This is a genomic window from Mesorhizobium sp. M0618 (assembly GCF_040320765.1).
Taxonomy (GTDB): Bacteria; Pseudomonadota; Alphaproteobacteria; order Rhizobiales; family Rhizobiaceae; genus Mesorhizobium.
Genome location: NZ_JAMYQH010000008.1, coordinates 181,966 through 194,722, shown reverse-complemented (window position 1 = coordinate 194,722; position 12,757 = coordinate 181,966). Strand labels below are relative to the sequence as shown.

Genomic DNA, 12,757 nt, shown 5'->3' with positions numbered 1-12,757 from the left:
GATGCGACGGCTCAGAGCTTCGGATTGAGCAGCGCGTCGATCTTGGGGTCTTTCATGTTGTCCTTGGTCACCAGATTGGCGCCGGTGTCGACATTGGCTTCGACCTTCTCGCCTTTGGAGGCGGCGAGTGCGGTCTTGATGCCGTCATAGCCCATCCGGTACGGATCCTGGACGACGAGGGCGGAAATGACGCCGTCGTTGAGGAACTTGATCAGCTTCTCGTCGCTGTCGAAACCGACCAGCGCCAGTTTGCCGCCAAGGCTGTTTTCCGCGACAGCCTGGCCGACGCCCTGCGCCATGATCAGGTTGGAAGCGAAGATGCCCTTGAGGTTCGGGTTGGCGGTGATCAGGTCGGTGGCGATGTTGAGGCCGGTGGTGGCCTGGCCGTCGGCATATTTATCGGCGACCAGCTTGAGGCCCGGATATTTGGCGGCCAGCTGTTCGGTGAAGCCCTGCTTGCGCTGTTCGAGCGAGCCGGCGCCCGGTGCGTTGGTGATCAGGGCGACGTCGCCCTCGATCTTGCCGCCGTTGGCGGCGCCGATGGCGGCTGCGAGGCCGTCGGCAGCGACGCGGCCGCCCTGGACGTTGTCGGTGGTCAGGAACGAGGTGAAGGCCTTGGAGTCGGCGCCGGAGTCGATGCCGATGACCTTGACCTTGGCAGCGGCTTCATCGATCGGCTTGCCAAGCGCCTTGAACTCGGTCGGCGCAATGACGATGGCCGCCGGGTTGCTGGCAACGGCGTTCTCGAGGATCGAGACCTGGCCGTTGACGTCGGTTTCAGCCTGGGCGCCGAGTTCCGGCACGTTGACGCCGAGATCCTTGCCGGCCTTGCGGGCGCCGGCCAGAACGATCTGCCAGTAGAACGACGTGGTATCCTTGACGATGATCGGAATGGTGACGTCCGCCGCCGAAACCGGCGCCGAATGCATGACGCCGGCGAGCATCGAAGCTGCTGCCAGCGCCATGACGGCGCGGCGGTTGAGAATGCTGGTCGCGAATTTCATGAGGTTTCCTCCCTAAAGTCGCCCGGTGAACGTTACGGAAGCTCCGTCCGGATAGGCGCGGCCCAAACAGAACTTTATCAATAAAAAACAATTGCCATGTTTTGATAATGCATCGAACAGATCGATGCAAGCGGTGTTTGATCAGTCCTTGCGAGGTCTGGCAGAAGCAAATCCACCGCGCTGCTCCCCATCGACGCCGTCACGCTTCCGTTCCATTCCGGGAATGTATGGAATATTAATTCCACCATTTCGTCAATATGGAATATCCATTCCTTCGTGTGACCGCAAGAATATGAAGTTTCACGCCAGCTCCTGCACCAGCGTGTGGGGACGATATCTGGCGTATTCCGTCTCCGGCACGTCGATGTCGAGCAGTTGGAGGTTGCGCGTCAGGTTCGCCAGCTTGGCGGTGCCGGTCAGCACGGTGGCGACGGCAGGTTCATGCAAGGGGAATTGGAACGCGGCGGCGGCGAGCGGATAGCCACCCTCGGCGGCGATCCTCTCCATTGCGCCGACGCGGTCGAGCACGTCATGGCTGGCAGGGCGGTAGTCGAAATGTGCGCCTTGCACCGGTCCGGTCGCCAGGATGCCGGAGTTGAACACGCCGCCAATGACCAAGGAGGTCTGCCGCGCCCGGCATAGGGGCAGCAACTCCGCTTCGGCACTGCGGTCGAGCAAGGAATAGCGGCTGGCGAGCAGGATGCAGTCGAGCGGCGCCTCGCGCATCACGTCCAGACAGATCTGCACCTCGTTGACGCCAAGCCCATAGGCGGAAATGACGCCGGACCGTTTCAGCTCTTCGAGTGCCTTGAGGCCGCCGTCCATCAGGTCGCGAAAGTGCAGCTTGGTCTTCTCGACACCATGGGTGTAGGCGCCGATGTCGTGGACAAACAGGATGTCTATCCTGTTTAGGCCAAGCCGCGCATAGCTGAACTCGACCGACCGCATGATGCCGTCATAGGAATAGTCGTAGTCGAGCGCGAAGGGCAGCGGATCGACATAGGAGTGATCGGGAACCTGATCCTCCGACACCGGGCGGAACAGCCGGCCGACCTTGGTCGACAGCACATAGGAATCGCGCGGCTTGTAGCGCAGGAAGTCGCCGAAGCGGCGCTCCGACAGTCCGAAACCGTAAAAGGGTGCGGTGTCGAAATAGCGCAGGCCGGCATCCCAGGCGCCCTGCAGCGTCTCCATCGCCGCTTCGCGCGAACAGGCGCGGTAAAGGCCGCCAAGTGCAGCGCCGCCAAAGCTGACCTCGGTGACTTCCAGCGCTGTCTGGCCGATGCGGCGTCTTTCCATGCACAACCTCCCCGTGGCCAGCCAACTGGCCGGCGCGCAGTCTACTTTATATCAGTAAAATCTAAAGTGTTGCGCCCAGATGCCAGGGCACGAACTCGTTGTCGCCGTAGCCGAAGTCCTCGCTCTTGGTCTTGCGGCCGGAAGCCGTTTCGACGATCAGTTCGAAGATCTCGCGGCCCATGCCGGCGATGGTCTTTTCACCCGAGGCGATGACGCCGCAATTGACGTCCATGTCCTCTTCCATCTGGTGGTACATCGTCGAGTTGGTGGCGACCTTGATCGACGGCGTCGGACGGCAGCCGAAGCAGGAGCCACGGCCGGTGGTGAAGACGATGACGTTGGCGCCGCCCGCCACCTGGCCGGTCGCCGAAACCGGGTCGTAGCCGGGCGTGTCCATGAACACCAGACCGCTGCCAGTGACTTTTTCGGCATAGCCGAAGACGCCGTTGAGTGGCGTCTGGCCGCCCTTGGCGACCGCGCCGAGCGACTTCTCCAGGATGGTGGTGAGGCCGCCGCGCTTGTTGCCGGGCGAGGGATTGTTGTCGATCGAGGCGCCGTGCTTGGCGACATGGTCCTCCCACCATTTCACAAAGCCGTCGAGCTTCTGCGCGATCTCCGGCGTTGCCGCGCGGTAAGCAAGCAGATGTTCGGCGCCATAGATCTCCGTCGTCTCGGAGAGGATGCCGATGCCGCCGACGCCAGCCAGGATATCGACAGCCGCGCCCAGTGCCGGATTGGCTGTAATGCCCGACATGCCGTCGGAGCCGCCGCATTGCAGGCCGACGACGATCTCGCTGACCGGGATCGGCTCACGCTTCAGCTGGCCCACTTCCTCGGCGATCTCGGCCAGCACGTCCATCGCCTTTTCCACCGATTTGCGCGATCCGCCGGCGTCCTGGATGTTGAAATGGCGCTTGCCGGCAGCGACGCCCTTTTGGCCGTAGAGGGTGAGCTGGTTGACCTCGCAGCCGAGGCCGACCATCAGCACGCCGCCGAAATTCGGGTGGCGGGCGTAGCCGGCGAGTGTACGGTGCAGCACCATCATGCCGTCGCCGGTGCCGCTCATGCCGCAGCCCTGGCCGTGCACGATCGGCACGAAGCCGTCGATGCCGGGATATTTCGGCAAAAGCGTGCGGTTGGCGGTGTCGGCGATGGAATGGCAGACGGTGGCCGAGCAATTGACGCTGGCGACGATGCCGATGAAGTTGCGCGTGCCGGCGCGGCCATCGGCGCGGCGATAGCCCATGAAGGTGCGGGCGCGGTCGGCCTCCGTCGCGTGCTCGGCCTCGCTCGGGGGCACGACCGGCAAGCGGCCGGATTCGAACACCAGATTGTGCGAATGCACGTGCTCGCCCGCCGCAATATCCTGTGTCGCGCGACCGATCGCCTGGGCGTATTTCACCACGGCCTCGCCGGCGGCGATCGGCTTGATCGCCACCTTGTGGCCGGGCTCGATCAACACACTGGCGACGGCACCGCCCGGCAGCGCGGTGCCGATCTCGATGCGGCCGTTGGCGACGGCGACATTGTCGGCGGGGGATAGAAGAATGCAGTTGGAGGTGTTCACGGGCGGTTTCCTGGGTGATCCTGGGTTGCGCGGACGGATTGACACGCGTCTGTTTAGAGATATTGTCTTTTATCGTGAAAAAACAGTTTTGCGTCAATTGTTTTTTCACTGGGGAGTTCCGCATGCCTTGGGTGTTCCGGAAAGCGAATTCGCTTTTCAGGGCCATGGGAACGTCATATCGCGCTTCAAACCGGCCGCGGCAAGCGACGGGTGCAACGGATCAGGGATGTCGAAGAGCAACAACGTCTACAAGGATGCCTACAACCGCTGCCTGCGGCTACTCGACGAAACGCGCAGCCTGCCTTCGGAGCCGGAACTGGGCACCTTGCTTGGCGTCAGCCGGACCACGGTGCGCACCATTCTCGCGCGCATGGAAGAGACTGGGCTGATCGCCTGGAACAAGCGCGCCAAGACGGTGCTGCGCGAGACGCGTCCCGATGATTTCTTCCCCGAGGAAGAGACCGACACGCTGGCCGAGATCATCGAACGGTCGTTCATGCGTCGGCTGCTCGCCGGCGGCGCCGAAGCCGGCATGCAGATCAACGAACTCGAACTGGCGCGTGAGATCGGCGTCGGCACCACCAGCGTGCGCGAGTTCCTGATCCGCTTCTCCCGCTTCGGCCTGATCGAGAAGCGCCGCAACAGTCACTGGGTGCTGAAGGGCTTTACGCGTGCCTTCGCGCTGGAGCTGACCGAAATCCGCGAGATGTTCGAACTGCGCTCGGCGGCCGCCTTTGCCGCTTTACCGCAGGACAGCGCGGTCTGGACCGATCTCGACCGCCTGGAAGACGAGCATCGCCAGTTGGCAAACGACATAGCCGCCCGCTTCACCGAATTCTCCGAACTCGACGAGCGCTTCCACCGGCTCATCCACCGGGCGTCGCGCAACCGCTTCATCGTCGATTTCTACGATGTCATCGCCATGATCTTCCACTACCATTACCAGTGGAACAAGGCGCAGGAACGCGAGCGCAACGAAGTCGCCATCGGTGAGCATCTGGTCTACATAGAGGCGCTGAAATCACGCGATCTCGGCAAGGTCGACGCCGCTTGCCGCAAGCACCTGAAGTCGGCGCGCCAGACATTGCTGACCTCGATCCCGGAGAGCCGGTCGCTGCAAAAACACTGAACCGCATCGCGGTTCAGTGTCTTGTTCATGCATGTCGTTGTCCCAAAACCGCTATACTTTTGGGCGACATGCATTGAGCCTGCCGCGTTGGCGCCGCGGCGATTTGGCGATTTTCCACCCGCCGGCCCCGTGCTAGATATGGTTCGTTGCTGCGAAGAGGCAGGGCTTTGGGCGTATCGAGGAGACGATGGAGCATGCCGGCCGCGCTTGTCGCGGCCTATCTGCTGTTGCTCCAGTCGACGCTTGGCGCATTCGCCTTCGGCGCCGGTACCAACGCATCGCAGCTCGATGCCTTCGGCAACGTCATCTGCACCCATGAGGGCGCAACCCAGCTTCCGGGCGGCAACCAGCCGCCGTCCCATCTGCCGACATGCTGCGTGCTCGGCTGCAGCATGGTTTCGGCGGCCTTTGCGCCGCCGCCCGGCGCTGGCCTAGCGCTGGGCAGCCTTTCCTTCAAAACGGTCGCCTTTGTCTTTCCGGCCGCCATCCATCTCGACTTTGCGCGTGAGCGCTCGCCGTCGAATCCGCGCGCGCCGCCGCTGACGGCCTGAGCCTGTTTGCCCGGCGGAACCTTTCGTGGGCGTACCCATCCAAAGATCAAACTGCTCGCGACCGGCAACGGCGCGACCTTCACTTCATGGAGCAACCATGTCCTATTTTTTCCCTGACGCCGCGCGTCCCATGCTCGGCGGCATTCTACGCGGCATCGAAGAGCGTGTCGGCATTGCCGTGCTGGCTCTTGCGCTGCTGTTCACAGGCGCCCAGTCCGTCCTCGCGCATGAGTTCAAGGTTGGCGATCTCGAGATCGGCCACCCCTGGTCGCGCGCCACGCCGGCCGGCGCCAAAGTTGCCGGCGGTTATTTCACCATCACCAACAACGGCAGTGCGCCGGACCGGCTGGTGTCGATTTCCTCCGATGTCTGTGAAAAGGCCGAGCTGCATGAGATGGGCGTCAAGGACGGCGTCATGACCATGCGGCCGGTTGCCGGCGGCCTGGAAATTCCGGCCGGCGGCAAGGTAGCCCTTGCGCCTGGCGGCTATCATTTGATGTTCATCGGCCTGAAGCGGCAACCCAAACAGGGCGAAAAGTTCTCCGCTACCCTGACCTTCGAAAAGGCCGGCGCCGTCAGCGTCGATTTCGCTGTCGAAGGCATGGGCGGTGGCGCCATGGACGATCACGCCAATTGACCGGGCCAGTTCGACAAATTTTGAAAATCCGAGGGACCATCATGAACAAATATCTTTTGTCGGCCGGCGCACTTCTCGCGCTCGGAACCAGCGCCGCCTTCGCGCATGTCACGTTCGAAACCCAGGAGGCGGCGGTCGGCTCGACCTACAAGGCCGTTTTGCGGGTGCCGCATGGCTGCGACGGCAAGGCGACGACCGCCGTTCGCGTACAGATTCCGGAAGGGGTGATCGCTGTGAAGCCGATGCCGAAGCCTGGCTGGACGCTGCAGGCGAAAAAGGGCAAGTACGACAAATCCTACCAGCTCTATGGTCAGGCGGTTGCCGACGGGGTCAAGGAGGTCGACTGGAGCGGCGGCAGCCTGCCAGATGAATTCTACGACGAGTTCGTCTTCCGCGCGACGCTGACGGCGGATCTCCCTGTCGGCCAGAAGCTTTACTTCCCAGTTGTGCAGGAATGCGATGGGGCCGCCGACCGCTGGATCGAAATCCCGGCAGCCGGCCAGGATGAGGACGCGCTGGAAAACCCGGCACCCGGCATCAAGCTGCTGCCGAAGAAATGATCTTTCAAACGGCGCGCTCGCAAGAGCGCGCCGCTATTTTCGTGGCGGTGACATGAGCACGACGTCCCTCCTGCAAACGGCTTCCATGGCCTGCAAACCTGCCGGCCGGCTTGCCGCCGGCCTGTTGGCCGTGATCGTGTTTCTTGCCAGCCTTGCCGTCTCGGATCAGGCCTTTGCCCATGCCGCGCTGATCAAGACCGATCCGGCCGACGGCGCGGTGCTGGAACAGGGGCCGGCACAGTTCTCGCTGACCTTCAGCGAGCCGGTGTCGCCACTGGTGCTGACCCTGGTGAAGCCCGACGGAACGCCGGTTTCGCTAACGTCATTCCGGCTCAGCGACCAGACGGTAGAGATCGACAATCCCCAGAAGCTTGCGTCCGGTACGCATGTGCTGAGCTGGCGCGTCATTTCGGCCGACGGCCATCCGGTCGGTGGTTCCCTACTGTTCTCCATCGGCGCACCCAGCGCGCCGCCGGCCGTGTCCGAGGCCGCCGACTGGCCGTCGCGGTCGGCCATCTGGCTCGGCAAGGTCTTTCTCTACATCGGCCTTTTTCTCGGCGTCGGCGGCGCTTTCGCCCTCGCCTGGCTGTCCCAAGGTGGCCGCGCCGGACAGCGCTTCGTTGCAGCCGCAATCCTGGGCGGACTTGTCGCGGCGCCCTTGTCGCTCGGCTTGCAGGGGCTTGATGCGCTCGGGGCACCGCTCTCCCATCTGGCACAGGCGGTCATCTGGCGGACCGGACTCGGCACCAGTTTCGGCTGGACGGTGCTGGTCGCGCTGATTGCGCTGGGGCTTGGCCTGCTGTCGCTGGCCGGCCCCCGCGCCACCGCCAAACCATTTGCGCTGGCCGGCCTGGCCGGGGTTGGGATTGCCCTTGCCGCCAGCGGCCATGCCAGTGCCGCCGAACCGCAATGGCTGACACGGCCGATGGTGTTCCTGCACGGCGTCGGCATCGCGTTGTGGGCCGGCGCATTGGTCCCACTCGGGCTGGCGCTGAAGGGGCAATCGGCGGGGGCCACGCCATTCCTGCGGCGGTTTTCTTGGGCGATCCTGCCGGTGGTGGCCGTGCTTGCCTCTGCCGGCATCGTGCTTGCCGTCATCCAGGTGCAAACACCGTTGGCGCTGGTCGACACCGCCTATGGAAGGCTGCTGTTGATCAAGCTCGGGCTGCTGGTCTTTCTGTTCACGCTCGCCGCCGTCAACCGCTGGAAACTCACGGCATCGGCCGAGGCGGGATCGACGGAAGTTCAACGCAGGTTGGTCCGCTCGATCGGCGTCGAGATGTTGATCGTGTTGGCGATTTTCGGCGTTGCCGCGGGCTGGCGCTTCACGCCGCCGCCACGAGCCCTGGCGATTGCGGCAGCGCAACCGGTGTCGGTCCATATCCACGCGCTGAAAGCGATGGCCGATCTCAGCATCACGCCGGGCCATGCCGGCCCGGTCGTTGCCTCGATGTTCATCATGAGCGGCGATTTCGGCCTGCTCGACGCCAAGGAGGTGACGCTTGTGCTGTCAAAACCCGATTCCGGCATCGAGCCGCTGAAGCGCGCTGCGAGCAAGCCCGGCGACGGCAGTTGGCGTGTCGACAACCTCGTCATCCCGGTGCCGGGCCGGTGGACGGTGCGCATCGACATACTGGTCTCGGACTTCGAGATGGTGAAGATCGAAGCGCCCGTCGACATCAGGCCGTAAAGCCAGACCTGCACGAGCTTGGCCGGCCATCCGCGCAACACAATTCGGCGAGGCGGTTGACGCGGCCCGAAAGGCCCGTCAATCATCACGTGAAGAATGGCATCCCGTGAAGAATGGGCATCCCCGCAAATCGCGGGCTCGAACCAACAAGATCCGAAAGCAGGGAAGAAACGATGGAAAATGCCGAAATCGGCCTGATCGGCCTTGGCACGATGGGCTCCAACCTGGCGCTCAACATCGCCGAGCACGGGCATCGCATCGCCGTCTTCAACCGCACCAGGGCGCGCACGGACGCTTTCATCGAGAATGCCGGCGCGCTCAGGGACATGGTCGTGCCCTGCTACAGCCTGGAAGAGCTTGCCGCCGCGATCCGGCCGCCGCGCCCGATCATCATCATGGTGCTGGCCGGCAAGCCGGTCGACGAACAGATCGCGGCTCTGCGCGGCGTGCTGTCGGCCAACGACATCGTCATCGACGCTGGCAACGCCAATTTCCGCGACACGATGCGGCGCTTCTCCGAGCTTTCCGGCTCGGGTCTCACCTTCATCGGCATGGGCGTGTCCGGCGGCGAGGAGGGTGCGCGCCACGGACCGTCGATCATGGTCGGCGGCACGGAGGACTCATGGAAACGCGTCGAGAAGGTGCTGACGGCGATCTCCGCCAAGTTCAAGGACGAACCCTGCGCGGCATGGCTCGGCACCGACGGCGCCGGACATTTCGTCAAGACCATCCATAACGGCATCGAATATGCCGACATGCAGATGATCGCGGAGATCTACGGCATCCTGCGCGACGGCCTGGGCATGGACCCGAAGGAGATCGGCACGGTGTTCGCCAACTGGAACAAGGGCCGGCTCAATTCCTACCTGATCGAGATCACCGCCAAGGTGCTGGCATCAGACGATCCGAAGACCGGCAAGCCGGTGGTCGACATCATCCTTGATCGCGCCGGCCAGAAGGGCACCGGCAAATGGTCTGTCGTCGAGGCGCAGCAGCTCGGCATCCCGGCCACCGCGATCGAGGCGGCGGTGGCGGCGCGCGTTCTATCGTCGATCAAGGACGAGCGGCTGGCGGCGGAAAAGGCCTATGGCAACATCGGCGTGACGAAGATTTCCGGTGACAAGGACGCCTTGCTGAAAGATCTGGAACTGGCGCTGTTCGCCGGCAAGATCGCCGCCTACGCCCAAGGTTTTGCGGTGATGAGCGGCGCCTCCAAGGAATTCAACTGGAACCTGCCAATGCCGACCATCGCCAGGATCTGGCGCGCCGGCTGCATCATCCGCTCGCAGATGCTCGACACCATGGCGGAGGCCTTCAGCAAGGGCGGCGCCTCGACCAATCTGCTGATGGCCCCGGCCTTCATCGCGCTGATGCAGGAAGCGCATCCGTCGCTGCGGCGCATCGTGGCGAGGGCTTCGGAGGCCGGCTCGCCGGTTCCGGCGCTGTCTTCCGCACTTGCCTATTTCGACAGCTACCGCCAGGGCCGCGGCACGTCGAACCTGATCCAGGCGCAGCGCGACTTTTTCGGCGCGCACGGCTTCGAGCGTATCGACGACAAAGGCGCGTTCCATGGGCCGTGGGGAAGCGGTGCGGCTGGTTAACCCAAGGGCCTAAACGGAAACCGGCGGGCTGAACGCCCGAACCTCGCTGGTGGCGACCAGGCGCTGCAACGAGCCGGGTGCGGCGCCGCCGATCCAGCCGAGCACGGAGCGGGCGAGATCGGAGCCGGCCAGGCGGAAGTTCTCGTTGACGACGAGCAATTCCGGCCGGAACAGGTGCAACAGGTCCGACGACTGCTTGGACACGACATCGACGTCGCGGCCAAGCTTGAGGCCGGCATCCTCGATGCCGGCGACGATCGCCAGTGTCGCGGCGGCAGCGCTGCTGACGAAGCCGTCCGGCCTGTTCTCGCGGCGCATCACCTGCGCGGTCCTGGTCCTGATCTGCTCGATCGTGTGATCGATGGAAACGGTGTTGAACGGAATTTCGCTGGCTCCGACCTCGCTCAGCGCATCGGCAAAGCCGTTCAGCGTGTGGCCATAATAGGTCAGCCCGGGCGGCGGCGACAGAAGCGCCAGCTTGTGCCTGCCCATGCTCGCCAGGCGGCGCACGGCTTCCATCGCGAAAACATGGTTGTCGAAGTCATGGTAGGGATGGACGAGGCCCATGTCGGTGCGCCCATGCGTGGCAAAGGGCATGCCGTGCTCGAGCATGTAGCGGGCGCGCGGATCGTTCGGTTGGGTGCGCGAAATGATGACTCCGTCGGCCGAGCCGGTCTCGACGAGATAGCGGATCGGCTCCATCGGATCCTGCGAGCGGGAATAGGGCGTGACGATCAGGTGATAGGGCGTTTCGGCGAGCACTTCCGAAACGCCGTAGATGATGTCCGAGACGAAGCTCATGATCTCGCGGTCGGTGTTGAGCACGAGGCTGATGACATTGGTCCTGCCGGTGCGCAGACGCACGCCGGCGCGGTTCGGCCGGTAGCCGATCTGCTTGGCGACGAGCTGGACGCGGCGCCTGGTTTCGGCGCCGATTTCCGGGGCATCCTTCAAGGCGCGTGACACGGTGGTGACGCCGAGCCCGGTCATGAAGGCAAGCGTCTTCAACGTCGGCCGTCCCTGTGCCGAGGTCTCCCCGTTCTTGTCCGTACGCTGTCTGTCCATTCGTCCCGCCCGTCAGGCGCATAGCAGCCGCGAGCCATGTCGGCAATCGCCGCCATAGCGGTACGATATGCGTTCCGGCCCCGGCAAAGCCTCAATATACTGAAACGTTACAGATTGCCATATCGAGTTACATGTCCCTCGCCACGAGGTGGATGGTTCTTTTGCGAAACGCATTGGGATTCCAGGAGAAATCGCCTCTGCCGCCGCCTTTTGCCCGTATCAGGCGGCATTTCTGTGTTTGCGCCGCAGCAAACCATGCTGCAGTGCATGGGAAGCGCGATCATTCATGCGAATTTGTTGGCGGTCCGAAAAATATCGAGGGCGCTTCGTTGATGGGTTGCACAGCCCGCGCAATTGCCGTATCGAAAATCTGTAACGTTTCAGATTCTGGGAGGAGCCGAAATGCGATACAAACTTTTGACCGCTGCGCTGGCAGCGACGGCCGCGTTGCAGTTTGCCGGCCAGGCGGCCGCGACGGACCTGGAAGTCACCCATTGGTGGACGTCGGGCGGCGAGGCGGCGGCGGTTGCGGAACTTGCCAAGGCATTCGATGCGACCGGCAACCACTGGGTGGATGGCGCCATTGCCGGCTCCGGCGGCACGGCGCGGCCAATCATGATCAGCCGCATCACCGGTGGCGATCCGATGGGCGCCACGCAGTTCAACCATGGCCGGCAGGCGGAGGAACTGGTGCAGGCCGGCCTGATGCGCGACCTCACCGACGTCGCCACCAAGGGCAAGTGGACTGATGTCGTCCGGCCGAAGAGCCTGCTCGACGGCTGCACCATCGACGGCAAGATCTACTGCGTGCCCGTCAACATCCATTCCTGGCAGTGGCTGTGGCTGTCCAACGAAGCCTTCGCGAAGGCCGGCGTGCCGTTGCCGAAGGACTGGAATGAATTCGTGGCGGCAGCGCCGGCGCTGGAAAAGGCCGGCATCATCCCGCTCGCCGTCGGCGGTCAGGCCTGGCAATCCTCCGGTGCCTTCGACGTCCTGCTTGCGGCTGTGGGCGGCACGGACACGTTCCTCAAGGTCTACAAGGACAAGGATGCCAAGTTCGCCGCCGGGCCCGAAGTCGCCAAGGTCTTCAAGGCCGCGGACGATGCCCGCAAGATGGCGAAGAACACCAATGTGCAGGACTGGAACCAGGCGACCAACCTGGTCATCACCGGCAAGGCCGCTGGCCAGATCATGGGCGACTGGGCGCAGGGCGAGTTCCAGGTTGCCGGCAAGACCGCCGGCAAGGATTATACCTGCCTGCCGGGCCTTGGGCTGAACGAGGTGATAGCCACGGGCGGTGACGCCTTCTACTTCCCGCTGCTCAAGGATGCCGACAAGAGCAAGGCGCAGGAGGTGCTGGCCGAGACGCTGCTCGATCCCAAGACGCAGGTTGCCTTCAATCTGAAGAAGGGTTCCCTGCCGGTGCGCGGCGACGTCGATCTCAATGCGGCCAACGACTGCATGAAGAAGGGCCTCGCCATTCTTGCCAAGGGCGCCGTCATGCCGTGGACGGACCAACTGCTTTCACAGGACACCCAGAAACAGAAGGAAGACCTTTTCGCCGAATTCTTCGCCAAGCCGGAACTGACCGTCGAAGACGCGCAGAAGCGCTTCGCCGACCTCGTCGCTTCGGCGGACTGACGCTGGAGGCAAC

At 63.6% G+C, this 12,757-nt stretch carries 11 protein-coding genes; 7 read left to right on the top strand and 4 right to left on the bottom strand.

The window, feature by feature from the left end; all coding sequences use genetic code 11:
- Positions 1-11: 11 nt before the first annotated feature.
- The 3 genes from NKJ04_RS11715 to NKJ04_RS11705 all read right to left on the bottom strand — a co-directional run bounded on the left by NKJ04_RS11715 (position 12) and on the right by NKJ04_RS11705 (position 3,870).
- Positions 12-1,004, bottom strand: coding sequence for an ABC transporter substrate-binding protein (locus NKJ04_RS11715; protein ID WP_023812481.1), 993 nt, complete (start codon positions 1,002-1,004; stop codon positions 12-14).
- Between the two features lie 300 nt (positions 1,005-1,304).
- On the bottom strand, positions 1,305-2,303 hold the full coding sequence (locus NKJ04_RS11710; RefSeq protein WP_023812482.1) for an aldo/keto reductase: 999 nt from the start codon (positions 2,301-2,303) through the stop codon (positions 1,305-1,307).
- Positions 2,304-2,364: 61 nt separating this feature from the next.
- Positions 2,365-3,870, bottom strand: a complete 1,506-nt coding sequence (locus NKJ04_RS11705; RefSeq protein WP_352675011.1) for a UxaA family hydrolase — start codon at positions 3,868-3,870, stop codon at positions 2,365-2,367.
- Positions 3,871-4,096: 226 nt separating this feature from the next.
- Here NKJ04_RS11705 and NKJ04_RS11700 point away from each other — a divergent pair, with 226 nt between their 5' ends.
- The 6 genes from NKJ04_RS11700 (at position 4,097) to gnd (ending at position 10,038) form a co-directional block, all read left to right on the top strand.
- Complete coding sequence (locus tag NKJ04_RS11700; protein WP_352675008.1) at positions 4,097-4,999, top strand: GntR family transcriptional regulator; 903 nt, start codon at positions 4,097-4,099, stop codon at positions 4,997-4,999.
- A gap of 194 nt (positions 5,000-5,193) precedes the next feature.
- A complete protein-coding gene (locus tag NKJ04_RS11695) occupies positions 5,194-5,550 on the top strand; it encodes a DUF2946 family protein (protein WP_352675005.1) in 357 nt (118 codons plus the stop codon).
- A 97-nt stretch (positions 5,551-5,647) separates the two neighbouring features.
- Complete coding sequence (locus NKJ04_RS11690; RefSeq protein WP_352675002.1) at positions 5,648-6,187, top strand: copper chaperone PCu(A)C; 540 nt, start codon at positions 5,648-5,650, stop codon at positions 6,185-6,187.
- Between the two features lie 41 nt (positions 6,188-6,228).
- Positions 6,229-6,747 carry a YcnI family copper-binding membrane protein gene (locus NKJ04_RS11685; RefSeq protein ID WP_352674999.1) on the top strand — a complete coding sequence of 173 codons (519 nt, stop codon included), beginning with the start codon at positions 6,229-6,231 and terminating at the stop codon, positions 6,745-6,747.
- A 52-nt stretch (positions 6,748-6,799) separates the two neighbouring features.
- Complete coding sequence (locus NKJ04_RS11680; protein WP_352674996.1) at positions 6,800-8,437, top strand: copper resistance CopC/CopD family protein; 1,638 nt, start codon at positions 6,800-6,802, stop codon at positions 8,435-8,437.
- Positions 8,438-8,610: 173 nt separating this feature from the next.
- The gene (gnd, locus tag NKJ04_RS11675; protein WP_352674993.1) at positions 8,611-10,038 is read left to right on the top strand and encodes an NADP-dependent phosphogluconate dehydrogenase; all 1,428 of its coding nucleotides are present in this window, start codon (positions 8,611-8,613) and stop codon (positions 10,036-10,038) included.
- 9 nt (positions 10,039-10,047) lie between these two features.
- On the opposite strand, the gene NKJ04_RS11670 is transcribed toward gnd, so the two are convergent.
- Positions 10,048-11,103 carry a LacI family DNA-binding transcriptional regulator gene (locus NKJ04_RS11670; protein WP_023812490.1) on the bottom strand — a complete coding sequence of 352 codons (1,056 nt, stop codon included), beginning with the start codon at positions 11,101-11,103 and terminating at the stop codon, positions 10,048-10,050.
- A gap of 402 nt (positions 11,104-11,505) precedes the next feature.
- Here NKJ04_RS11670 and NKJ04_RS11665 point away from each other — a divergent pair, with 402 nt between their 5' ends.
- Complete coding sequence (locus NKJ04_RS11665) at positions 11,506-12,744, top strand: ABC transporter substrate-binding protein (protein WP_352674989.1); 1,239 nt, start codon at positions 11,506-11,508, stop codon at positions 12,742-12,744.
- Positions 12,745-12,757: the final 13 nt, after the last annotated feature.

Excerpts from the sequence above, each read along its gene's own strand:
- NKJ04_RS11715 (WP_023812481.1), bottom strand. The coding sequence starts at position 1,004 with ATGAAATTCGCGACCAGCATTCTCAACCGCCGCGCCGTCATGGCGCTG.
- NKJ04_RS11710 (WP_023812482.1), bottom strand. The coding sequence starts at position 2,303 with ATGGAAAGACGCCGCATCGGCCAGACAGCGCTGGAAGTCACCGAGGTC.
- NKJ04_RS11700 (WP_352675008.1), top strand. The coding sequence starts at position 4,097 with ATGTCGAAGAGCAACAACGTCTACAAGGATGCCTACAACCGCTGCCTG.
- NKJ04_RS11695 (WP_352675005.1), top strand. The coding sequence starts at position 5,194 with ATGCCGGCCGCGCTTGTCGCGGCCTATCTGCTGTTGCTCCAGTCGACG.
- NKJ04_RS11690 (WP_352675002.1), top strand. The coding sequence starts at position 5,648 with ATGTCCTATTTTTTCCCTGACGCCGCGCGTCCCATGCTCGGCGGCATT.
- NKJ04_RS11685 (WP_352674999.1), top strand. The coding sequence starts at position 6,229 with ATGAACAAATATCTTTTGTCGGCCGGCGCACTTCTCGCGCTCGGAACC.
- NKJ04_RS11680 (WP_352674996.1), top strand. The coding sequence starts at position 6,800 with ATGAGCACGACGTCCCTCCTGCAAACGGCTTCCATGGCCTGCAAACCT.
- gnd (WP_352674993.1), top strand. The coding sequence starts at position 8,611 with ATGGAAAATGCCGAAATCGGCCTGATCGGCCTTGGCACGATGGGCTCC.
- NKJ04_RS11670 (WP_023812490.1), bottom strand. The coding sequence starts at position 11,103 with ATGGACAGACAGCGTACGGACAAGAACGGGGAGACCTCGGCACAGGGA.
- NKJ04_RS11665 (WP_352674989.1), top strand. The coding sequence starts at position 11,506 with ATGCGATACAAACTTTTGACCGCTGCGCTGGCAGCGACGGCCGCGTTG.